The organism is Occallatibacter sp. (assembly GCF_036502485.1).
Taxonomy (GTDB): domain Bacteria; phylum Acidobacteriota; class Terriglobia; order Terriglobales; family Acidobacteriaceae; genus Telmatobacter.
In genome coordinates, this window is the sequence record NZ_DASXYM010000048.1 from 1 (window position 1) to 21,855 (window position 21,855).

Below are 21,855 nucleotides of genomic sequence, written 5' to 3' on the forward strand. Positions count from 1 at the left end.
GGCGCGCCCTCATTGGTCGCGCCCACTGCCTCTCGCGTGAGGGTGGACAATCCGCGGGGGACCTTCCGGTACAGATCAACTCCAGAAAGCTCCACGAGAGCGAGGAAACGCCATGTCTGAAATCACAAAATTCATCAAGCACCACTATCGCCATTTCAACGCCGCAGCCCTGGTAGACGCCGCACAGGGATACGTCGACCACCTGAACAACGGCGGCAAGATGTTCGTCACCATTGCCGGCGCGATGAGCACGGCTGAGCTCGGCCTCTCGCTTGCCGAGATGATCCGCCAGGACAAAATCCACGGCATCTGCTGCACCGGCGCCAACCTGGAAGAGGACGTCTTCAACCTCGTCGCTCACGACTTTTACGAACGTGTCTCGCACTACCGCGATCTCACGCCGGCCGACGAAGCCGCGCTGCTCTCCAGGCACATGAACCGCGTTACCGATACCTGCATCCCCGAGATGGAGGCCATGCGGCGCATCGAAAACGAAGTTCTGCAGGAATGGGTCAAGGCTGACCAGGCCGGGGAACGCTACTTCCCGCACGAGTTCATGTACAAAATTCTGCTTTCAGGCGTGCTGGAGAAGAGCTACCAGATCGATCCCAAGGACAGTTGGCTGCTGGCGGCGGCGAAGAAAAACCTGCCCATGTTTGTGCCCGGCTGGGAAGACGCCACCCTGGGCAATATGTTCGCCGGCCACTGCATCTCCGGCGACGTGAAAAACGTGCATAGCGTGCGCACCGGCATCGAGTACATGATGGAGCTGGCGGAGTGGTACACCAGCCTCACCGCGCAGGCCTCGCTGGGATTCTTCCAGATCGGGGGCGGCATTGCAGGCGACTTCCCCATCTGCGTGGTCCCCATGCTGCACCAGGACCTGCAGCGCAACAACGTGCCGCTGTGGGGCTACTTCTGCCAGATATCGGACTCCACCACCAGCTACGGCTCCTACTCCGGCGCCGTCCCGAACGAGAAGATCACCTGGGGCAAGCTGGGGGAGAAGACGCCCAAGTTCATCGTGGAATCGGACGCGTCCATCGTCGCGCCGCTCATCTTCGCCTACGTCCTCGGCTGGTAATCACCTGCCCCACCCGGGGTGGGGCTAACCGCGAGTGCGCAAGAGTTTCGGCCCCCTCCTGTCGCCTTTCTTCTGGCGACAGGGTGGGGAACCACCCTGCATCCGCCGAGTCCGCTTCACCACCAGCCATCCCCGCGATTTCAGGAAGGACATCGTCCAAGCCATCGACGCATTCCCGTCACGAACCTCGGCTACACCCAGCGGGCTGACGGCTGATCGCTGTTTTTAGATCTTCTCTATCCACTCCCTGAACAATCTCGCCACCGTCACCGGCTGCTCAGACGCCGCCAGATGGCCCGCATCCGCAATGACGTGCGAGGTGCATCCTCCCGGCGCAGCCGAGAACGCTTCCATATCCGCCGCCGACACACTTCCGTCTTCGCCGCCGGCGATCGACAGCAGCGGCACGCTGATGGTGCTCACGGTCGACACGGAATCCGGCCGCACCGCCAGCCCCGCCTGCACCGCAACCACAGCCTCGGGCGACAACACCATTCTTCCCCGCACTTCCGCGGCGAGCGCCGGCCGCCTGCCACGCGACGTGGCGCCCGGCAGCGTATTGGCCATCGTGTCGAAGAAGCCTTTCACACCTTCCGCCCGCACCTTGGCGATGTTCTCGGCGCGCTTTTGTAAGGCAGGTTCGCCATCCGGCTGCGGCTTGGAGCAGACAAACGCCATGCCGCGCATGCGCTGCGGGGCCTGCCGCCACAGCTCCAGCAGCACATAGCCGCCGATGGAACAGCCGGCGAAGAGGGCGCTTTCCACTGACAATTCATCGAGAAGGGTCAACACGTCGCGGGCGAGCTGGTCCATCGCAAGAACCGGCGCATCAGGCGCCCGCGAAAACCCGCCGACGGGAAGGTTCTTGCCAAGCTCGGAAGCGCCATGACCGCGAAAGTCCGGGAGAACAGCCCGAATTCCGGCGTCTCTCCATTCATCCAGCATGGGCCGCCAGTAATGGTGGTCGAGCGGCGTGGGATGCAGCAAGACCACGGGCGTACCCCGGCCTTCGTCGACGTAGTGCAGCGCTGCGCCTGCGGAGCGGTAGGTCTGGCTCATAGATTCGGAGGCGCGTTTGGACCGGAAAAGGGGCTGGTCATGGGTCCCGGAATTGGCATCGGCTCCTCAGGTATCCCGATCCAGCCGGCCAGATACGCCACCCCTACAAAGCCGACAGAGAAGCAGAACCCGATGACGGTCAGAATGCGGATGAGCCCTACATCCCAGCCGTTTGAGCGAGCCAGCGCCAGGCACACACCCGCAACCTGGCGACCCAGGATCGGGCGCATCAGCGGCCGGCCGGGCATGGGCGGCGACACCAGCACCGTCGCGCCGCAGTTGGAGCAGAACCGGGCGGTTGCCGGCAACCCCGTTCCACATCGATGACAAAAGACAGCCATTGGATCGGACCTCCCTCGAATCCTCAGCCATTCATACGGAACGGGAAGAGGTACGGTTCCATTCTGGGGCGGGACGGCCGGCCGCGTCTATGGCAGCTTCCGTCGCATCAACCGGACTGCCGATGTGACAGCCCTCTCAGGCGCCTGAGTAGGGAGACTTGAGAAACTTGCGTGCCTGGTCGGCCCGCGAGGTGGACGGGCCGGCATCGATGGCCATCTGGTAATCGCGGCGCGCCTGGTCGCGTTCCCCGTTCAGGTCGCGGCACTGCCCCGCCGCCAGCATCGACCGCACCTTCAGTTCCGGGCCAACATTCTGCGCAAAGCCGGCCTGCTCATACGCTTGAGCCGCCTCGCTGAAATGCCGCTGTCCTCGCAGAGCATCGCCCAAGCCGAAGTACAGCAGTTCGGGACGGACGGAGGCGTAATAATCAGACCTCTCGATATTCGCCACGATGCGCCGGTAGGCCTCGACAGCTGCCATCCCTTCACCCGCATCCTTGCGCAGATTGGCCTCCTCCAGCGCGAAGAGATAGTTGCGCGGATATTGCGCCTCCAGCGTCTTCACCACCTCGATGGCCTCGCTGTATTTCCCTTCGCGCCGAAGAAAGAGCGCTGTCACGGTGCGTGCTTCAACGGAGCTGGCCACACCGCGATGAGCAACGTCGCGCAACATCGCCATACCCGTTTTCTTTGAGCCACTTATGCCGGCAAACCCAATAAAGAACTTGAACGGTCCGGGCAGAGCTCCGACCACGTATTCATACACGCCGACGACCAGCTTGGCGTCCACGTAGTTAGCGTCTGCCTGCAGCACCTTCTGCTCATCGTCTCGAGCCTTGGTAGCCAGCCGAAAACCGCTGCCGAATCCGCGCTCCACCATGGCGATGTAAGCGCAGCGCAGGCTGCGCGCCCAGCCGCGCGCGTACAGAGCGTCGATATCGTTTGCATTGTGAGAGATGCGAGCATCAGCTTCACGTACTGCTTCATCCGCCAGCGCGAACAACCGGTCGCGGGCGGAAAGGTCTTCCCGGGTGGCATGGTGGCCGGTCAGGAAGCCGTCATTGGCATAAAAAGTGGTATCCAGCAGGTCCTGCCGATAGAGCTCCTGGAACACCTCGGCATCCAGCAGGAGAGCGGTGGCCTGGGGATCGCCAGGATGGGCCTGGTGTACGCGCTCGAAGCGCTCGATAGCGCCGGGATAGTCAAGGTCGTAGAAATGCTCTTGAGCTTCTCTGACCAGCGGATCGAGGTTGAGAGGATTGGTGCGGACCTGCGCCCGGGCGCTGTACAGGGAGGCGGCGAGCAACAGAGCCAGCCAGGTACTGCGGCATATCCTCAACGGAACTCTCCGTGGCGAACTCCCCGCACGGCCGTGAGAAGAGAGGAGGGCCTGGTTTGATTCTAAGACACCCCGCCCCCATCGCAACGTGCCCTGGGACCCGGCACTGGAGCTTTAATTAACAGCGGTAATGCGACAGCACGGGCCGGCCCTCATGGGTTTGTGGGTTCCAGCACACAGTCCATTCCACTGTCATAGACTGCTTTGAGCTGAGCCGCCGGAGTTGAGACGGCAAGTTCAATGTGTTCCTCCTGCTCGACATCGCGAGCACGGAACGTTGCACAGTTGCAGAGGGTCGGGCATTGGGTAAACCTGGGAAGCTGGATAGCCGGCATCGCCTTTCCATAGAGCCATCCCTGGCCGAATTGGCAGCCGAGACGGAACAACATCTCGCATTGCTCTTCGTTCTCCACTCCTTCCGCCACGGTAAGCAGATCGAGGCTGCGGGCCAGATCGAGCACCGCACCGACAATCTTTCGGCTTTCGCGCTTGTGAGGCATTTCGCGCACAAACTCGCGGTCCACCTTCAACTCGTCAAAAGGCAGAGACTGGAGATGGAGGAGGCTGGAATATCCCGTGCCAAAGTCATCCACCGCCAGCCGGCACCCCATGGATTTCAGGTCCGCCGCCACGCGGGAAGCCATGTCGAGGTTATCGATGATCGCGGTCTCAGTGATTTCGATCGTGAGCTGCTCGACAGGCCAACGAGTCTCCCGGCACAATGCGCGGACTCGTCCCGGTAAGAGCCGGTTGCGCAGTTGAATTGGAGAGATGTTTACGCTGAGCATGCTGTCGGGGGCAGCCGCCCGCGCGACGATGAAGGCGGTGTGCAGAATCTTGTCGGTGAGAAGGTCGATGAGCCCCTGCTGTTCAGCGAGCTCAATGAAATTTGTGGGAAGGATAAGGCCCTGCCGGGGATGCTTCCAGCGCGTGAGGACTTCAAATCCGGAGACGAGGCCGGTTTCGAGGCTGACGATGGGCTGGAAAACCGGAACGATCTGGTCGTTCTCAACGGCGGTGCGAACCTTGGGCGCCGAGACTTGCATTGCTGAAGTGTAGGCCTGGTTTTCGCGGGAGTGTGTGATTCAGAACACGTCTCTGGGGAGGCGCATTGCAATTGGGAATGGCGGCGCGGGATGGGAATCTGGAGAGATAGAACTGCAGGAAGAGACCACCGGCGGGATTTTTCCGGGGAATTGGTTCTGCCCGCGGGGGCATTAGGAACCATGGAAATGGGGGGCGATAGTGAACTAACATGAAGGTATGCAACCGCTGCAGAGTAGCTCCGCAACCGGCGCCGCGCGTTCGATTGCCGACCCGCGCGAACGCCTGATCGTAGCTCTTGACGTGCCGGATGCGCGCGCCGCTTCCCTGCTCGTGGACCGCCTGGACGACACCTGCGCATGGTTCAAAGTGGGGTTGGAGCTATTTGTGGGCGCAGGGCCGGCTGTGCTGGAGCCAATCCTCCGCCGCGGCTACTCGGTGTTTCTCGACCTGAAGCTGCACGATATCCCCAACACCGTGGCAGGCGCTGTTCGCTCCGCGGCGGGGCTGGGGGCGAAGATGTTGACGGTGCACGCCGGCGGTGGCCCGGCGATGCTGAGCGCGGCACAGGAGGCACTGACCGGGGTGGCAAATCCGCCGCAGTTGCTGGCTGTTACGGTGCTCACCAGCATGGATGAAATGCAGCTCAAAGCTGCCGGAGTGCAGCGCTCGCCGGCCGAGCAGGTGGAACTGCTGGCGCGTATGGGACTGGATTGCGGGATCAGCGGGTTCGTTTGCTCGCCACAGGAAGTGGGTGCTCTGCGGGCCATCACAGGACCGGCCGGCACGCTGGTAATCCCCGGCATACGGCCAGCGGGAGACGCGGTGGGCGACCAGAAGCGCATTGCCACGCCGGCTGACGCTCTGCGTCGGGGTGCCAGCTACCTGGTGGTGGGCAGGCCCATTACCCAAGCTGCCGATCCGGCAAAGGCGGCCGAGTCGATTTTGACGGAAATGGCGTCGGTTTTATAGTGGGTGCTTCAGGGCGTCTTGTAAACAAAATCACCAATCCGTTTCGCCCTGGGCAATGCGGCGTGACGTTCGTCACATCAGCGGTGGTGCGATGGAGGTACGCTCCTTTTCAGTCCAGAATCCCTGCGAGGGCCGCATGATTATTGATCACGCCGAGATCGTTTCCCCGTTGCTGCAGAAGTTCCAGACGTTCTACGAGCAGTTCGCGCAATTCAGCCAGGACGCGACGGAATTGCACTGTAACCTTCCGGTTCAGGATGAGCCCTCGCGAGCGGCGTTCAATTCCCTTTCGCGCATTCTGGCGTTCTCAGATCAGCTCAGCGTGCTGGTCAGCATGATGCGCGAAGATGTGCGGGTTGTGGATGAGCTGACCGGGAATCCCATAGAGGCCAAGTGGGCGGATGAGATCGACGAGTGTTTTTATGAGCTGTTGAAGGCGTCCAAGGGCGCTGCCGCGAATGTGAACTAGCCTGCGCGCAGCCAAAACTGCCGTGAATCAAACAGCAAGAGCCCGGCCGCAGCCGGGCTCTTGCTGTTTGCGGACTTCGATCTTCGGTTAGAGCTTTTCGAAGAAATCGCAGGCGGAGCAGGAAATGTAAACGCCGCCGGGAATGCCGCGCTCGCGGTCCTTAACGCGCTTGACGATGCGCGTGGGCTTGCTGCACTTGGGGCAGTCGGTCGATTTGGTCGTATCCATGACCTTTTGACGGTCACCTGTTTTAGCAATCTTTGCCATGGCTAGGGTGAATCTCCTTCTCGGGATTGTCTCTGCTCACAGGGCACCACCTGTGGCGGGCCATCTTCCGGGAAGGCTTCGCGCACAGGTCAGAGTGATCCGGCTTCAACGGCGCGGTCAGATGCTCGTCTCTTGTCGCAGGTATTGCCGGGAGGGAGCGGACTCGCTCCCTCCAGTTTACATGAAGGCTGGATTAGTTCGCGGTTGGATGGTCCTGGGGAGCGGCCGGCGGCTTGGCTGGCTTCTGAGTGTCGGCGGGCTTGGGGGCCGGGTTATCGACTGGGACGTCCGAGTCGTCCTGCTGCTGAGGATTCCTCGGAAGTTTGGAGGCGTCGGGATAATCGTCCGGCTGTTGCTTGGGGAACTGGACCGGCTTCATGGCGCCGGCGCTCTGGTTGCGCGGATCGTCCTGGGGCAGGGCCTCGCCATCTTTACGGAGGCTGGGTGGGGCTTCCGCGGCCTGGGTGTCAGGGTTGCGAACAACATCGCCGAGGGCGACGGTGCGTGGCTGGGCCTCGGGCGCGAGCGGGGTGCCGTCGGTGCGCATCAGGCCTTCGACTTCGTCCTTTTCCCAGATCTGAGGCGCTTTGCCGACGGCAGCGAGCTCGACGCGAATGACGCGGTTGCCGTTGATGCGGACGAACTGGACCGGGTCGGGAGACTTGCCGTAGATCCATTCCTCGTAGGGCATCTGGCCCTCGGTTTCGCGAATCTTCTGATCGGGGCGGCCGATGGCGAACACCACCATGTCGGTGGTCATCCCCACCATGACGTGATGGTTGAGAATGGCTTCTTTGAGCTTGGGCGGCAGCGTGTCCGTGTAGGCCTGGATCGGGGTCTTGACGTCAAAGGAGATCAGCGGGGCCAGCAGGGCTTTGACGTCCTTGCCGGTCATTTCAGGGACGTGGTCTTTGAAGGTGAGGGTGAGACGGGCGCCCTGGGGCTCCTGGCCGTCATCCTGGACCACGGGGCTGGTGTTCCCGCTGCCGCCGGCGCCGATCTGAATATGGCGCAGGAAGCGGTGCTTGGCGTCAGGGCCGCCGTTCAGCATGAAGGTGATTCTGTCTTTTTCGAACTTGATATCGGTGATCACGAGGCGGTCGCCGGGCTTGGCGCTCAGGCCGCTCTCGGTGACCATGTTGAGATAAGGCTCGCCGGCGGGGCTCAGCTTGCCATTGGCCTCAAGCGTGAGGCCTTTGTGGCCTTTGGGGAAAGGGCGCATGGCGAAGCCCTGCTCGGACTGGAGGAGCCGTTCGAGCTCGAGGCGGGTCTTGGTCAGCAGGACACCCTTAGTCAACTCGACATGGGTAGGCTGGACTTGTGCGAAGCGGCGGTCGACGGTGCCATTGGCCTGGCTGGCGTTGCCATGGGTGTCAATGGTGACGACCTGGGCAAAGGCAGGCGCGGCTGTGAGCGTGGCTGCGAGTACCCAAACCTGGGTTCGGCCCGGGCGAGCTTTAACTATAGGGGACGGCGTTTCATTGGATATGGAGCTCAACATGCTCTTCATGGGCTCTCCCATGTTGCCATCAAGGATGCGCGTTTCTCGACAGGGGAAGCAAGGGCAAAGCTCAAAATTCGCTTCAAGCCGGTTTGCGGTCCTGCTGAGACGGACGCCCCTGGTTCGACTTACCCGGCGTGCAGCGGTTACGGAGTTTGCGAGTGAGGCAGGGATGGAATGGAAAAAATCACCTGCACGCTGCGTGACGCGCCGGGCGACGGTACTTACTCTGAGGGTCTACAGGGTGGAATCGTTGCCTGATTTCGGCTCGGATTCGAAAGGATTCGCCGACTCCGCGGTGGAGGGAGCTGAGTTGGTGGAAATGGCACGGGAGGCGAGCGGGGGCGCAGCAAGGGGTGCGCTGAGGGGGACGATCTGGATGAGGGGCTGCGGTGCTGGCTCGGCCGGACCCATGGCGGCCTCGTGCTGCCGGCGCGCGGCGGCGTCAATGTCGACGGGGATGCCACCGGGGATGATCTCCGGGGTGTTGTAGCGGTAGTTGAGTTCGCGGGTTACGCGGTAGACCACCGGGATCAGCACCAGCAAGGCAAAGAAGGCAAACCAGCTTGACTCGAGGCCGAAGCCGCCGCCGGTGAGCCAGAAGGACCCGGTGGGGTCGCCCTGCACGACGGGCGAATGGGTGTTGTCGCCGTTGACGGCGAGGCCGAAGAGGAGGGCGCGCGTGGCCTTCCAGCCGAAGTTGAGGCCCCAACTGACCCAGAGGGCACGGGTGCGGAGGTAGGCCACGGAGAGGACGACGGCCAAGACGAAGGAGACGGTGGAGGTGGTCCGGGTGGCGCCCGGGGTCATGCTCTGCAGGAACGCATAAAGCAGCGAAAAGCCGAAGAGGGCGCCGGCCGGTCCGGTGGCCCGGGCAAAGCGCTGGAAGGCGTATCCGCGAAAGGCGACTTCCTCTCCGAGGCACAGGAGAAGGAACCAGGCGGCTTGTATGAGCAGCCAGCCGAAGGAAGAAAGCGAAAGCGAGACGGCGATAGCGATGCCGCCGAACAGGGCCATAACCAGAACGCAGAGGGCTGCGACAGACCAGCCGAGCGCGAGGCCCAGGCCGAATTCTCCCTGATAGCCGGGGCGGCGCGGCAGGCCCTGGGCGCTGACGGGATGGATCTGCCGGTTGAGCGAGAAGCCGAGGCCGGCGTAGCCGAGCAGCAGCAGGAACACGAGCATGGCCTGCTCGGCAAGAGGCTGCCATTGCGCGCTGACCAGCCCCAAGGCGCCGTGCCGAGCAAGGGCTCGGGCCAGGAAGAAGTAGAAAAGGGCGAAGAAAAATAGGCCGTAGGCGCGCAGACGGCTGTCGTGTGCCTGCACCGTAGTCGACGTCATCAGGCCGATCCTTCCTGGGGGCCGACCCTCGGCGTCTGCGCCGGACAGGGTCCCTGGCGAGAGCGATGCGCGATCTGGATTCGCTCAGCTTGCAGATGCGGCAACGGGCTAACCTTCCGTGTAGAACTGGGCCATTTTACGGAACTTGGCCTGTCGAGCGGCAACCAGATCGCCAATGGGAACCGCCTTGATTTCGGCCAGGTGTCTGCGCAGAGCGTTAGTGAGTTGTCCAGCGGCCGCGGGATGATCGGCGTGCGCGCCTTCAGGCGGCTCGGGAATGATCTCGTCGACACAGCCCAGGCGGGCGACTTCCGGTGCGGCGATGCGCATGGCTTCCGCGGCGAGCTGCTTCTGTGCGGCGTCGCGCCACATGATGGCTGCGCAGGACTCAGGAGTGATGACGAAGTAGAGCGCGTTTTCGAGGATGAGCACGCGGTCGCTCACGGCCAGCGCGAGCGCTCCACCGGAGCCGCCTTCGCCGGTGATGACGGAGATGGTGGGCACGCGCAGGCGGCTCATCTCGAGGATGTTGCGGGCGATGGCTTCAGCCTGGCCGCGCTCTTCCGCTCCGAGACCAGGAAAGGCGCCGGGAAGATCAATGAAGCTGATGACCGGGCGGTTGAACTTTTCCGCGATGCGCATGCAGCGGAGGGCTTTGCGGTAGCCTTCAGGGTTTGGCATGCCGAAATTGCGGCGGACGCGCTCTTTGGTGGTGCCACCTTTGCGGTTGCCGATGACCATGACTTCTTCGCCGAGCCCAGATGCGCCGTCAGGACCTTCGGGGGAAGGCAGGCGTGCCATGCCGCAGGCCACGGCCTCGTCGTCGCCGAAGGCGCGGTCCCCGTGAATCTCGCTGAAATCGGTAAAGATCCGCTCGATGAACTCCATGGGGTAGGGCCGTTCGGGATGCCGGGCCCGCTCGATTCTCGCCCACGCCGCAGAAACGGCCGGCGCTTGCGTTGCACTGCCAGTATGCTGATCGCTCATCGACACCTTAACTGATGCGGACGCCCGGAGGCAGCCGTCTCTCACAAGATTCTACGGGGCGAGGCTACTTGGGACAAATATAAGAGCGGCAAGGCCGTTGGGCGGCTAATCCTTTCGGTACGACAGTGCTTCTCCGACGCCGTCGCATATCGCGCGACGGGCAGCGACCAGCGCATGGATGAGAGCAGCGCAGGGTTATCCGTACGAACGCTGAGGGGCGGCACCGCCTCGTACACTGTTTGGACACGCGCGCATCAGACGTGCGTGAACGCTGCTTTGTGAGAGCCGCCAGATGAGCGCTGCGATTGAGTTCCGCGATGTGTCGTTCGCCACGCGCGAGGGGCGCGCGATTCTGGAGGCGGTGTCGTTTGGGGTGGAGGAAGGGACGGTTACTGCGATTCTGGGGCGCAGCGGGTCAGGCAAGACGACGCTGCTGCGGACGGTAAACCGGCTGATTGCGCCAACGGGTGGTGAGGTGCGGGTGGGCGGCCGGGCGGTCACGGACGCTGGTCTGATTGCTCTGCGGCGCGGGATCGGGTACGTGATTCAGGAGACGGGGCTGTTTCCGCACTTTACGGTGGAGCGGAATGTGGGCGTAGTGCTGGAGGCGGAGGGGAAGTCGCGGGCGGAACGCGAGGCGCGCTGCCGGGAGTTGCTCACTGCGGTGGGACTGGAGCCGGAGACATTCCGGCGGCGGTATCCGCATCAACTGTCGGGCGGGCAGCGGCAGCGGGTGGGACTGGCGCGCGCGCTGGCAGCCGATCCGCCGGTGTTGCTGATGGATGAGCCGTTCGGGGCGCTCGATCCGCTGACCCGCGCGGAGATGCAGGACATGCTGCGGAATCTGTTGTTGCGGCTGCGCAAGACGGTGCTGCTGGTGACGCATGATCTGGATGAGGCGCTGTTTCTGGCGGACCACATTGTGCTGATGCAGGAAGGCAGGCTGGTTGCGCATCTGGGGCCGGAGGAGTTTGTGCGGTCAGAGCAGGCCGAGGTGGTGGCGTACATTGGCGCGTTTCATCGCGGAGAGCGCAAGGCGGAGGCGCGGTCGTGACAGGATTTCTGGCGCAGTACGGATCGCAGATTGGCACGCTGACGCTGGAGCATGTGTGGCTGACGGGTGCGGCGATGCTGTTTGCCGCGGCGATCGCGGTGCCGGCGGGAATCTGGCTGACGAGGGCGCCGGGGTGGGCGCGGCCGGTGATCGGGATGGCCAACGTGCTGCAGACGATTCCGTCGCTGGCGATGTTCGGGTTTCTGCTGCCGCTGCCGTGGCTAGGGGAACGCGCGGCGCGGATTGCGATTGTGGCGCTGACGGCGTATGCGCTGCTGCCCATTTTGCGCAACACGTATGCGGGGATTCGCGGGATTGACCCGGCGGTGGTGGAGGTGGCGCGGGCGCTGGGGCTCACGGGACGTCAGCGGCTGTTCAAGGTGGAGATGCCGCTGGCGGCGTCGTTCATTCTGGCCGGGCTGCGGACGGCGACGGTGACGTGCGTGGGGATTGCGACGATTGCGGCGGCAGTGGGCGCCGGCGGTCTGGGCGAGTTGATCTTTCGCGGTGTGGCGAGCGTGGATAACAGGCTGGTGCTGGCGGGAGCGGTGCCCGCGGCGCTGCTGGCGCTGGCGGCGGATGGGGCACTCGGAATGCTGGAGCGGTGGTTCAAGGTGCGGGCGTGAAGAGCGCAGCGGCTGAAGCCCGGAAGCATCTTATCGGGTCCAGCGGCACGACTGAAGCCGTGCCCTGTTACAAAGCCTGTTCTCGAATAGCCGCGGACAAGTGCGTCCGTTCCTGGGGAACTCTGTGGATGGCGGCTGTGGTTTTCGCTCTGCTGTGGGGAGTGACAGGGTGTGCGCCGCCGCGGCCGGATCGGCCGGTGGTGGGGGCGAAGAACTTCACCGAGCAGGTGGTGCTGGGGGAGTTGCTGGCGCAGGAGATCGAGGCGAAATCGAACCTGAAGGTGGAGCGGCGGTTCTATCTGGCGGGAAGCTACATCTCAAACCAGGCGCTGGTTTCAGGGCGTATCGATGCGTATGTGGAGTACACGGGGACGGCGCTGACGGCGATTCTGAAGCAGCCGGTGGACCGCGATCCGGAGCGAGTGCTGGACACGGTGAGGCGATTGTATGAGGCAAAGGATCACGTGACGGTGGGGCCGCCGCTGGGGTTCGAGAACACGTTTGCGATGGTGATCCGCGGCGACGATGCGCGGCGGCTGGGGCTGAAGACGCTGTCAGAGGCGGCGCGGTTTACACCGCGGTGGAAGCTGGGCGTGGGGTACGAGTTTGAGCAGAGGCCGGATGGTTTGCCGGGGCTGAGCGCCGCGTATGGATTGAAGTTCGATGGAGCGCCGCGCACGATGGACCTGGGGCTGTTGTATCGCGCGCTGACCGCGCACCAGGTGGATATGATCGCGGCGAACTCGACCGATGGGCCGATTGCGGCGCTGGGGCTTGCGGTGCTGGCCGATGACAGGCACTACTTTCCGCCGTACCAGGCCGTGCCGCTGGTGCGCGATGAGGCGCTACAACGCTGGCCGCAGATGCGGGTGGCGATGGATACGCTGGCGGGGCGGGTGAGCGCGGAGGATATGCGCGCGATGAATGAGGCTGTGGATGGGCAGCATCGCGATCCGGCGGATGTGGTGCGGGAGTTTCGCGCGCGGAAGGGGCTTTGAGGCGCGCGAAAAGCAGATTCCCTGCGGGAATGACAGAAAGAAAAGCAAAGGCAAATGCAGGTGTGGGCCGGAATGGGTTCGCGGTTTCCCACCCTGTCGCCGGAAGAAAGGCGACAGGATGGGGCACGGAAGGGTGTGGGCTGAACCAGAACTGACGATCAGTCGTTTTAATCCTCGTTGATGTAGGCGCGGGCGAAGGCTTGGGCGACTTCGCGGCCTACGATTTCGATCTCCAGATCTGCTTTGCCGTGGAAGATGTGGCGGTAGAGCATGGGGCCGAGGAGAAGGCAGAGCGCTACATCCATATCGAATCCCCTGGAGATTTCGCCGCGCTTCATGCCTCGCTCAAGGGCTTTGGTGAGGGCCTGACGGGCGGGGGTGAGGATGTTGTTGCGCCAGGCCGCTCCAAAGGCGGGGTGAGTGGCCGAGTAGGCAACAAGGCCGGGCATCATGCGCATGCGCAGTTCTTCAAATTCGTCAGGAGGCCGGCGGGTGAGGACCCAGGCGAGGTCGTCGACGAGGCTGCCGGAGTCGAACTCTTCGCGTTCGCCGCGAATGCCGTTGACGTAGAGCATGACCTCCATCATCAGGGCTTCTTTGTCGGTCCAGTGGTTGTAGAGGGTGGGCTTGGTGACGCCGGCGTCGCGGGCGATGGAGTCCATGGACGTGGATTCGAAGCCGCGCTCGGAGAAGAGGCGGAGCGCGGCTTCGAGGATGCGTTGATGGACTTCCGTGCTGCGCGTGCGAGCCATGAAAGACAGGGATGAGGGAGTAGGGAATAGGGAGTGGAAACCTGATTCCCCACTTCTGTTTGCTGGTTGCCTTTCTTCAGATTTCGATTTTGTGGAAGCGCCAGGCGCCGAAGATGAGCAGGACGATGGCGAGGATGACGAGCACCGCGGCGTCGAGGGTGAGGTTGAAGGCGACGTTGGGAGATCCGAAGGCGTGGCGCATGCCGTCGATGCCGTAGGCGAGCGGATCGATCCTGGTGACGTAGCTGAGGACAACGCCCAGTCCGGTGAGCGGGAACATGGCGCCGGAGAGGAAGTAGATGGGCATGACGAGGAAGTTCATGATGAGCTGAAATCCCTGCATGTCCTGAAGGCCTGAGCCGATGGCCATGCCCAGGGCGGCGAACAGCAGCGCGATGAGAACCATGAACCCGATGGCGATTGGAATGGCGGAGAGATTCGCAGGGCGGAAGCCGAAGAGGATGCAGAGGATCAAGACGAGCATGCCCTGGATGCATGCGACGGTGGCGCCGCCCAGAGTGCGGCCGATCATGATCTGGAGGCGGGAGACGGGAGCGACAAGTGTTTCTTTGAGGAAACCGAACTGGCGATCCCAGAGGAGGCCGAGGCCGGAGAAGATGGACGAAAACAACACCGACATGCCGATGACGCCGGGCGCGACGAACTGGAGGTAATTGCCGGCTCCGGCTCGTTTGAAGATGGGGCCGAGGCCGAAGCCGAGGACCAGCAGATAGAGCATGGGCTGGCCAAGGGAAGCGATGATCTGCGCACGCGAGCGCTTGTAGCGCTTGAGCTCACGCAGCCAGAGAATGTAGATGGCATTCACGGTTTATCTCCTGTTCTGCTGCCACATCTTGGCGAACTGGCGCATGGCGTCCGCGGAGTTGGCGCTTTCGTCGCGAATGGTGTTGCCGGTGAGCTTAAGGAACGCGTCTTCAAGCGTCTGCGAGCCGGTTTGCGCTTTGATTTCCGCGGGCGTGCCCTGGGTGACGAGCTTGCCGTGATCGATGACGCCGATGCGGTGGGCGACGCGGTCAGCCTCGTCCATGTAATGGGTGGTGAGCATGACGGTGACGCTCTCGCTCTCATTGACGCGCTTGACGATGGTCCAGAGCTGATTGCGGCTCTGCGGATCAAGGCCGAGGGTGGGCTCGTCGAGGAAGAGGATTTTGGGCGTATGCAGGAAGCCGCGTGCGATTTCGAGACGGCGCTTCATGCCGCCGGAGAATTTCTTTACCTGGTCGTTGCGGCGGTCCCAGAGTTCGAAGAGCTTGAGCAGTTCTTCGGTGCGCTGCTTCGCGATTTTGGACGGGACGTGATAGAGGACGGCGTGGATCTGCATGTTCTCCGCGGCGGTGAGGTCGCCGTCGAGGCTGGGATCCTGGAAGACGATGCCGAAGCGCTTGCGGACTTCGTTGCGGTGGGTCTGGGGATCGAGGCCGTCGAGCTGGATGCTGCCGCCGGTGGGCTGCAGCAGGGTGGTGAGCATTTTGATGGTGGTGGTCTTCCCTGCCCCATTGGGGCCGAGGAAAGCAAAGATCTCTCCCGCGGCGACGTCGAAGGAGACATCGTTCACCGCGGTGAAAGAGCCGAAGGTTTTTACCAGATTTTGGACGCGAATCAAGAAGCCGCCCTCCTGTTGAGAGAGGTTGTGGTGGGTTCTGGATTGTGGAGACGTGTGGGAGTGGTTTCTAGTGTTACCGGGAATAACTTTACTACGGAGTAAAGTTATTGGGAAGAGTTTATTTTGCGGTTGCAGCCTATTCGGAGAGGATAGTTAGTATTTAGTAATCATTGTGCGTTTTTGGCAGGCTAAAAGCGAGGCGCATTTTCGCGATTCTTTCGCTTTCTCTTCGGGTTCGGGGCGAAAATTTGAGGGAGCCGGGAATCCGCATATAAACTCTATTACTTCATAATGTTGCAACCTATTTTGCGCCGATTTATCTGCAGCGAATGGGGGTGAAACCCTATTAGTTTTCTGGTTAACAGACTTGCGCGTTCCGGCGAGCGGGATGTGACATGCGGTACGGGATTGTGCAGGACGATTCATACGCTGAGCGAAGCAAGTATGAACCAGAATGAGCCTGCGAGGCTGTGCTGGCGGTCACATCCCAGGGTGGGCATCGGTGACAAGCCGGGCATGGCAGGGGCTGAAGCCCAGGTGTTTTGCGGGAGCGTTCATCGGCACGACTGAGGTCGTGCCCTGTTACAAATATAAGGTCGCATGCCTAGTAGAATCAATGGCTTAGAAATGCCTCTCGTTTTTTGTGCTAATTCTGTGCTATGGGCGTTCACAAGGTGGGTGCCTCACACCGAATAACTTCGGGCGCCGAGACTTCCGCATCGGCGGTGATACAGCCGGAGCGAGTCAGGTTGTTGAGTGGCCGACTCGGAAGTAATGCCGGCCCGAAATTCCGAAAGACAACCGCGGATCCTTCACTGCGTTCAGGATGACATGGTTTTGGGGCATGGTTTTGATGACATGGTTTTGGGGGCATGGTTTTGATGACATGGTTTGGATGACATGGTTTTGGGGGCATGGTTTTGATGACATGGTTTGGATGACATGGTTTTGGGGGCAGCGGATACGGACACCGCATTGTGGTTGGGGATGGGTGGTCGCCAAGTCGGAAGTTTTCGGACAATGGACGAAGCCGTTCAATGCCGGTTCTTGTGCTGATTTGTGCTATGGGCGGTCACAAGGTGGGTGCCTCACACCGAATAACTTCGGGCGCCGAGACTTCCGCATAGGTGGTGATACACCCGGAGCTAGATTTGTGGCTGCGGAAGGGCGTGTGGGATGCCGCGCTGCGTGGCTTCCAGGACGATGACACAGGCAGATAACCGAGCCGTCCCGCAGTATTCCCGGGGTCAGGGTTGTTGAGTGGCCGACTCGGAAGTAATGCCGCCCGAAATTCCCAAAGACAACCGCGGATCCTTCACTGCGTTCAGGATGACATGGTTTTGGGGGCATGGTTTTGATGACATGGTTTTGGGGGCATGGTTTTGGGGGCATGGTTTGGATGACCTGGTTTTGATGACATGGTTTGGATGACATGGTTTTGGGGGCAGCGGATACTCAGCGGACAGGGCGTTGTGGTTGCAGACTCAATAACTTACGTGTTTTCAATGACTACTTAAGTCGTGCCCTGTTACAGAGCCTGGTCGTGCCCTGTTACAGAGCCTGTTCTTCCGGCTTTTCGATAAGCCAGCAAGTTGCGCGCATTCACGGAAGGCTTCCTAGTACTCCTCGGGGGGACCGTCGGGGTCGACGGGGCCGACGGGTTTAGCGGCGACCGGCTCCTGGGGTTCGAGTTCTTCAGGAGCGGGGCCGGGTTGCGGGCCGGTTTTGGGAACGGTCTGCAGAGCTTCTTTTTGTGCTGTCCGCGTGCTGGGCGGCTCAGGGTCGCGCGCGCCGATCTCGCCGTGGGCGGGGCTTTCCGTGGATTTCTCCGCGGCTTGCTCCGGGTCGAGGAGTTCGTCGAGCTTGTAGCCCGCGGACTCGAGGGTGACCAGAGCCTTGTTGATGTCGTCGAGGATCATGGCGGCATCGGCACGATGCGGGGCCGGGGACTCGGCGAGGCGCAGCAGGCGCGGCAGGCTCAGCCACCAGAGCAGCTGCTCGTAGGGCTCGCGGACGACGTAGGTGTGGTCGCCGGACAGGTGCGCGCCGGTGAGCCAGCAGACGTCGGGCTCTTCCCAGAGGCCGGGCGGGACTACGAGTACGTGCGCGGCGAGGTGGGTTTTGACTTTGGCCGCTGGAGGAGCGGGTGCGGCCTGAACGGGCTCCTGCTTTGAATCGGGCGCAGGCTTTGCGGACTCGGGGAGTGCGGTGGCGGTGGCTTCCGACTTGAGTTTCATGCCGGCTCCGCTCTGGACGAGCAGCAGAGTTTTGACGCGGGCAGCGGCACGCCAGCCGTCTTCCCCTTCGAGGCCGAGGCCATGGAAGGCCTGGGCGAGAGGCTCGCGCAGACGCAGGCGATCGAAGAGTTCGACGGCGAGCTGATTCCAGTTCTCCGGATCGACGGCTTCAGCGAGCACCTGCAGAACGCTCCAAGCGAGCACCGGTCCCCAGAGCGCCGCGGACGGGAGGGGGGGGTGAGCGCTGGGCAGCACGTGGCGGGCGGCAGAACTCCACTTCGCGGGGAACAGATCTTCGCACGCGGGGAGACGGGTGGCGGAGCGCAGCAGCTTGCGGAGCACGGGCGCGAAGGAGGCGGGCTGGGTCGCATACACACCGGCGCGGGTGCCGCTCGCCTTGGCGTAGGCCGGCAGGGCGGTGGTGAGCAGGTCAGCGAAGGGGTGCCACACGCGCTCAAGGAAAGCGCTCTGTGCCTTGGGGGCCGGCTTCTTCTGCTGGCCGGCGCCGGGGGTCTGGGGCACTTCCGCCACTTCGACGAGCATGTGCACGAGGGCGGGATCGAGGACGGCGCGCAGTGCTTCGTGGACGGGGCGGAGTTCGAGGTAGCTGAGTGCGTCGTCGAGCGAGGGTACGCCGCGGCCGGAGAGGTGATCGCAGAGGCGGGCCCAGGGTTTCTCGGCGGTGGAGTAGAGCTCGCGCCAATCGAGGAACACGTAGGACTGGTAGGCGTGGAGTTCGAGGCGCAGGCCGCGGGCGCCGATCTCGCCGGCGTGGCGGAGGTACTCGAGGCCGGTGAGGGAATCTCGGAAGGCGAGGATGGAACCGCCGTCCTGCAGGCCGAGGCCCTCCCAGAGAGAACGCTGACGGAGGCCGCCGGCGCCCTTGTCGGCATAAGCGGCCGACATGCGGACGGAGCCGCTGGTGGAGCCGTAGATGTTGTTGTAGACGACCAGGGCGCGCTGATCGTTGACGCGGTTGGAGTAGGCGAAGACGTTCTCGTCAACGGCGCCGGAGTCGTGGAAGAAGTCGTAGAGCAGGAAGTTGTAGCTCTCGGCGAAGAGCCAGCGGCGCTTGAGCAGGGGGGCGACCTCGCGCTGGTGGCGCTCGATCATCCACTGGTCGGGCGATTCGTCGTAGCGGGGGCGCTGGTACTCCATGCCGTATTTTTCAGTGAAGCCCTCGATCTGGCCATGGCCGAACATGGGGAGGCCGGGGAGCGTCGCCATCATGACGGTGACGCCGAAGGCCTTGTCGCCTTTGCCGTACTGGTCGATGGCGGTGCGCTCATCGGGGTTCGACATGAAGTTGACGTAACGCTTCATGATGTCGGGATCGAACTCGAGGGTGTTCTTGATGACGGAGCGGTACTTGGCGTTGTCCTCGTCGCGAGTCATGACCATGAAGGCGGAGTTATAGACGCGATGCATGCCGAGGGTGCGGACGAAGTAGCCTTCCATGAGCCAGAAGGCTTCGGCGAGGAGGAGCGTGCCGGGGACTTCCTGAGCGACGCGGTCGACGACTTCGCGCCAGAATTCCTGGGGCATGGCGCGGTTGAATTCTTCGTCGCTCATGCCGTATTCGGCGCGGGAGGGGATGGCACCGCTGGAGCCGGGACCGGGGAACCAGAGGCGATGGAAGTGTCGCTTGGCGAGGGTCATGGCGGCGTCAAAGCGAATGACGGGGAAGAGGCGGGCGACGTGGAGGATGGTCTGAATGACCTGCTCGCGGACGGCGGGGTTGAGGTAGTCGAGCTGCGCGGTGTCGTTCCAGGGGAAGCTGGTGCCGTCGTTGCCGTGGTAGATGTAGCGGGTTTCGCCGGTGTGATTGTCGCGACGGCGGAAGACGACGGCGGCGTCGGTCTGGGTGAAGTAGTGGTCGTCGATTTTGATTTCGACGCGGCCGTCGCCGGAGAGGTCGGGGCCGTTGAAAGTGTAAGCGGGATAGGGCGATTCCCAGCGGGAGATGAACCACTCAGGATGCTCGACGACCCAGGGGGAGTCGATGCCCATGTGGTTGGGCACCATATCGCTGGCGAGGCGGATGCCGTGATGGAAGGCGCGATCGCGGAGGTTGGTGTAGGCCTGCTCGCCGCCGAGATCGTAGGCGATCTGATAGTCGAAGAGCGAGTAAGCGGAGGCGACGGCGTCCTGGTTGCCGCAGAGGAGCTTGATGGTTTTGGAGGCGCGGCTGCGCTCCCAGATGCCGATGAGCCAGAGGGTGTTGATGCCGCGCTGGGCGAGGGCGGCGAGTTCTTCGTCGGGGATCTCGCTGACGTGCTTGATGTGGCGATCGTATTTTTTGCTGAGTTGGGCGAGCCAGACCCAGGTGCTCTTGGCCATCATGACGGTGGTGGGCATCCAGGCGGTGTCGGGCGAGAACTTTTCGTACTCGTGCTGGGGATCGCCGAAGGTGGGGACGTCAGCGGTGCTGGCGAGGGTGGACCATTGCTGCTCACCGCGCTCACGGCGGCGGCGGGCGGCTTCTTCGGCTTCAGCGCGGGTGCGGGCTGCGTCCGGGTTGAACTGCATCCAGATGGCGAGCTCTTCTTCGCGCAGGATTTCGCCGGCGATGAGGAGGAAACGATCCATGGCATCGCCGAGAAGGGGCTTCCAGAGCTTGCGGAGGAGTTCAAGCTGATCGCGGAGCGAGTTGGGTGCGCCCCTGGCGGGAGCGCGCAGCAGCTCAAGGAGGCTTACGGCATCGGCGCCGGGCAGGGGCACGAGCGGGCGGGTGGCGAAATACTCCGGCAGTTGCCGGGTGACTTGCTTGTAGACGGTGCGCTCGGCGAGGGGCTTGTCTTCAAACAGTTCGGCGAAAGGCTGGAAGGCCTCGTTGCGATTGGCGGTCCAGAGCATCAGCAATTCTTCGAGCGCGGCTTCGCGGTGGGAGCGGTCGTTGGTGGATCCTGCCAGCCACTGCTGTGGATCTTGTTCACCGCGCATGATGGCGGCACCGGGGAAATGCTCGACGAAGGTGAGGAGCATCTTGTCGAACTGCTCCGGGCCGACCTGGGCGCCGAAGAACTGCAGGGCGTCGCTCATGACCTGGGTGTCGTACTGCTCGCGGTAGCGCTGCAGGAGGACGTGGCCGGCCTCGTCAATGAGGCCCATGGCGAAGAGCGCACCTGCGTGGACGGCGCGGTCAGGGTATTTGTCGGCCTCGCGGACCTGATTCATGCGGTAGGCGAAAGCGCGGCACGCGCCCATGTTGGCGAAGACGACGTTTCCGTTGAAGGAGAAGAGCGTATCGGGGAACTGGTAGCGTTCACGGGCGGTGCGTGCGATGTGGAATTCCAGCATAGGGGGTATCTTGCTCCCAGGCTCAGGTTGCCGGTTCAGGAACGGGGCGGGGGGTAGAGGAGACGGCGACCCGTTCATTCCTGTTAACCATCGTAGACCCACGGGGTTAACAGTTGACAAGGCATTGCGTGCGGGCATTGCATGCAGCCGCTGCTCGCTGATCGCCGGCTCCGGCTTTGCCGGCTCTTCCGCTTTCCACCGCATGCAGACGGTGCTGGGAGTTTGCTGCTGCTCCGGTTTCCGCACCATGCGGCGGGCGGCACGGGGGGCGGACGGCGACAGGGACAAATTGGGTTGGTTCTTGTTCAAGCCTTTGGCGGCCTTTCGCGGGTTTTGGCCACCCGGCGGCGCACCGGCGCGGGGGCTGGAATAAAAAACTGATCGAATGGGTATGGATGCGGTTTTGTGGAGAGATGGTCGCTTGGGAGGGACTCGCGGGTTGGCGGGCGAGGCGGCGGGGAGCAGAGAGGCGGGCGGGAATTGCCACGTTGATCGTATTGCCGTTAGACTGGGAACGTCCCAACAAGCGGAGAGGTGGCAGAGTGGTTGAATGCACCCGCCTCGAAAGCGGACGTAGCTGAAAGGCTACCGGGAGTTCGAATCTCCCCCTCTCCGCCACACACTTTTCAAAGTTATTGATTCCATTGACAAAACAAAACAAAAAAATGGACATAGCCTGAATCCCAATTGTCCATATTGTCTGTATTGTCCATCCAATTCTGCGTTGTCATGCACATTTGCATGACAAAATGCAGAGTGCATGACAACGGAATTAGCGACCGTACAACCGGCCATCGGGGATGGCAAACCGACCCTCGGTGATCACCACTGGGAACAGATTGAATGCTCCACCGGGGAGC

General features: G+C 62.6%; 18 protein-coding genes and 1 tRNA gene. 7 read left to right on the plus strand and 12 right to left on the minus strand.

Annotated elements, in window-relative coordinates:
• Window positions 1–112: 112 nt before the first annotated feature.
• A complete protein-coding gene (locus VGL22_RS08110; protein WP_465266401.1) occupies window positions 113–1,084 on the plus strand; it encodes a deoxyhypusine synthase family protein in 972 nt (323 codons plus the stop codon).
• Window positions 1,085–1,309: 225 nt separating this feature from the next.
• Here VGL22_RS08110 and VGL22_RS08115 read toward each other — a convergent pair whose 3' ends face one another.
• The 4 genes from VGL22_RS08115 to VGL22_RS08130 form a co-directional block, all read right to left on the minus strand.
• A complete protein-coding gene (locus VGL22_RS08115) occupies window positions 1,310–2,143 on the minus strand; it encodes an alpha/beta fold hydrolase (RefSeq protein ID WP_465266402.1) in 834 nt (277 codons plus the stop codon).
• On the minus strand, window positions 2,140–2,484 hold the full coding sequence (locus tag VGL22_RS08120; protein WP_465266403.1) for a PspC domain-containing protein: 345 nt from the start codon (window positions 2,482–2,484) through the stop codon (window positions 2,140–2,142). Before VGL22_RS08120 ends, VGL22_RS08115 begins: the two co-directional genes overlap by 4 nt.
• A 136-nt stretch (window positions 2,485–2,620) precedes the next feature.
• Window positions 2,621–3,823, minus strand: a complete 1,203-nt coding sequence (locus VGL22_RS08125; protein WP_465266404.1) for a tetratricopeptide repeat protein — start codon at window positions 3,821–3,823, stop codon at window positions 2,621–2,623.
• A 152-nt stretch (window positions 3,824–3,975) separates the two neighbouring features.
• On the minus strand, window positions 3,976–4,869 hold the full coding sequence (locus VGL22_RS08130; RefSeq protein ID WP_465266405.1) for an EAL domain-containing protein: 894 nt from the start codon (window positions 4,867–4,869) through the stop codon (window positions 3,976–3,978).
• Window positions 4,870–5,086: 217 nt separating this feature from the next.
• Here VGL22_RS08130 and pyrF point away from each other — a divergent pair, with 217 nt between their 5' ends.
• Together pyrF and VGL22_RS08140 are read left to right on the plus strand one after the other, a co-directional pair.
• Window positions 5,087–5,839, plus strand: a complete 753-nt coding sequence (pyrF, locus tag VGL22_RS08135; RefSeq protein WP_465266406.1) for an orotidine-5'-phosphate decarboxylase — start codon at window positions 5,087–5,089, stop codon at window positions 5,837–5,839.
• Window positions 5,840–5,975: 136 nt separating this feature from the next.
• On the plus strand, window positions 5,976–6,308 hold the full coding sequence (locus VGL22_RS08140; RefSeq protein WP_465266407.1) for a hypothetical protein: 333 nt from the start codon (window positions 5,976–5,978) through the stop codon (window positions 6,306–6,308).
• Between the two features lie 87 nt (window positions 6,309–6,395).
• Here the strand turns inward: VGL22_RS08140 and VGL22_RS08145 are convergent, their stop codons facing one another.
• The 4 genes from VGL22_RS08145 to VGL22_RS08160 all read right to left on the minus strand — a co-directional run bounded on the left by VGL22_RS08145 (window position 6,396) and on the right by VGL22_RS08160 (window position 10,404).
• Window positions 6,396–6,575: an Rcat domain-containing protein gene (locus tag VGL22_RS08145; protein WP_465266408.1), complete on the minus strand. Its 180-nt coding sequence runs from the start codon at window positions 6,573–6,575 to the stop codon at window positions 6,396–6,398.
• Between the two features lie 193 nt (window positions 6,576–6,768).
• Window positions 6,769–8,085, minus strand: coding sequence for a hypothetical protein (locus VGL22_RS08150; protein ID WP_465266409.1), 1,317 nt, complete (start codon window positions 8,083–8,085; stop codon window positions 6,769–6,771).
• Window positions 8,086–8,313: 228 nt separating this feature from the next.
• Entirely contained in the window at window positions 8,314–9,417 is a 1,104-nt protein-coding gene (locus VGL22_RS08155; protein WP_465266410.1) for a lysostaphin resistance A-like protein, read from the minus strand.
• A 108-nt stretch (window positions 9,418–9,525) separates the two neighbouring features.
• Complete coding sequence (locus VGL22_RS08160) at window positions 9,526–10,404, minus strand: acetyl-CoA carboxylase carboxyltransferase subunit alpha (protein ID WP_465266411.1); 879 nt, start codon at window positions 10,402–10,404, stop codon at window positions 9,526–9,528.
• Between the two features lie 292 nt (window positions 10,405–10,696).
• Between VGL22_RS08160 and VGL22_RS08165 the strand changes: the two genes are divergently transcribed.
• The 3 genes from VGL22_RS08165 (at window position 10,697) to VGL22_RS08175 (ending at window position 13,082) form a co-directional block, all read left to right on the plus strand.
• Complete coding sequence (locus tag VGL22_RS08165) at window positions 10,697–11,458, plus strand: ATP-binding cassette domain-containing protein (protein ID WP_465266412.1); 762 nt, start codon at window positions 10,697–10,699, stop codon at window positions 11,456–11,458.
• Complete coding sequence (locus tag VGL22_RS08170) at window positions 11,455–12,084, plus strand: ABC transporter permease (protein WP_465266413.1); 630 nt, start codon at window positions 11,455–11,457, stop codon at window positions 12,082–12,084. The genes VGL22_RS08165 and VGL22_RS08170 overlap by 4 nt, the downstream gene beginning before the upstream one ends.
• Before the next feature lie 128 nt (window positions 12,085–12,212).
• Window positions 12,213–13,082 (plus strand): glycine betaine ABC transporter substrate-binding protein, encoded by an 870-nt coding sequence (locus VGL22_RS08175; RefSeq protein WP_465266414.1) that lies wholly within the window; start codon window positions 12,213–12,215, stop codon window positions 13,080–13,082.
• A 167-nt stretch (window positions 13,083–13,249) separates the two neighbouring features.
• On the opposite strand, the gene VGL22_RS08180 is transcribed toward VGL22_RS08175, so the two are convergent.
• From VGL22_RS08180 to VGL22_RS08195, 4 genes are all read right to left on the minus strand, one after another.
• Window positions 13,250–13,834: a TetR/AcrR family transcriptional regulator gene (locus tag VGL22_RS08180; RefSeq protein ID WP_465266415.1), complete on the minus strand. Its 585-nt coding sequence runs from the start codon at window positions 13,832–13,834 to the stop codon at window positions 13,250–13,252.
• Window positions 13,835–13,910: 76 nt separating this feature from the next.
• Complete coding sequence (locus VGL22_RS08185) at window positions 13,911–14,660, minus strand: ABC transporter permease (protein WP_465266416.1); 750 nt, start codon at window positions 14,658–14,660, stop codon at window positions 13,911–13,913.
• Window positions 14,661–14,663: 3 nt separating this feature from the next.
• A complete protein-coding gene (locus tag VGL22_RS08190) occupies window positions 14,664–15,458 on the minus strand; it encodes an ABC transporter ATP-binding protein (RefSeq protein ID WP_465266417.1) in 795 nt (264 codons plus the stop codon).
• A 1,616-nt stretch (window positions 15,459–17,074) separates the two neighbouring features.
• Window positions 17,075–20,995 carry an alpha-amylase family protein gene (locus VGL22_RS08195; RefSeq protein WP_465266418.1) on the minus strand — a complete coding sequence of 1,307 codons (3,921 nt, stop codon included), beginning with the start codon at window positions 20,993–20,995 and terminating at the stop codon, window positions 17,075–17,077.
• 528 nt (window positions 20,996–21,523) lie between these two features.
• On the opposite strand from VGL22_RS08195, the gene VGL22_RS08200 reads away from it, so the two are divergent.
• Window positions 21,524–21,613 (plus strand) — tRNA-Ser (locus tag VGL22_RS08200).
• Window positions 21,614–21,855 lie beyond the last annotated feature (242 nt).

Bases quoted from the DNA above. Each gene is read 5' to 3' on its own strand.
- VGL22_RS08110 (WP_465266401.1), top strand. From the start codon at position 113: ATGTCTGAAATCACAAAATTCATCAAGCACCACTATCGCCATTTCAAC.
- VGL22_RS08115 (WP_465266402.1), bottom strand. From the start codon at position 2,143: ATGAGCCAGACCTACCGCTCCGCAGGCGCAGCGCTGCACTACGTCGAC.
- VGL22_RS08120 (WP_465266403.1), bottom strand. From the start codon at position 2,484: ATGGCTGTCTTTTGTCATCGATGTGGAACGGGGTTGCCGGCAACCGCC.
- VGL22_RS08130 (WP_465266405.1), bottom strand. From the start codon at position 4,869: ATGCAAGTCTCGGCGCCCAAGGTTCGCACCGCCGTTGAGAACGACCAG.
- pyrF (WP_465266406.1), top strand. From the start codon at position 5,087: ATGCAACCGCTGCAGAGTAGCTCCGCAACCGGCGCCGCGCGTTCGATT.
- VGL22_RS08140 (WP_465266407.1), top strand. From the start codon at position 5,976: ATGATTATTGATCACGCCGAGATCGTTTCCCCGTTGCTGCAGAAGTTC.
- VGL22_RS08145 (WP_465266408.1), bottom strand. From the start codon at position 6,575: ATGGCAAAGATTGCTAAAACAGGTGACCGTCAAAAGGTCATGGATACG.
- VGL22_RS08150 (WP_465266409.1), bottom strand. From the start codon at position 8,085: ATGAAGAGCATGTTGAGCTCCATATCCAATGAAACGCCGTCCCCTATA.
- VGL22_RS08155 (WP_465266410.1), bottom strand. From the start codon at position 9,417: ATGACGTCGACTACGGTGCAGGCACACGACAGCCGTCTGCGCGCCTAC.
- VGL22_RS08160 (WP_465266411.1), bottom strand. From the start codon at position 10,404: ATGAGCGATCAGCATACTGGCAGTGCAACGCAAGCGCCGGCCGTTTCT.
- VGL22_RS08165 (WP_465266412.1), top strand. From the start codon at position 10,697: ATGAGCGCTGCGATTGAGTTCCGCGATGTGTCGTTCGCCACGCGCGAG.
- VGL22_RS08175 (WP_465266414.1), top strand. From the start codon at position 12,213: ATGGCGGCTGTGGTTTTCGCTCTGCTGTGGGGAGTGACAGGGTGTGCG.
- VGL22_RS08180 (WP_465266415.1), bottom strand. From the start codon at position 13,834: ATGGCTCGCACGCGCAGCACGGAAGTCCATCAACGCATCCTCGAAGCC.
- VGL22_RS08195 (WP_465266418.1), bottom strand. From the start codon at position 20,995: ATGCTGGAATTCCACATCGCACGCACCGCCCGTGAACGCTACCAGTTC.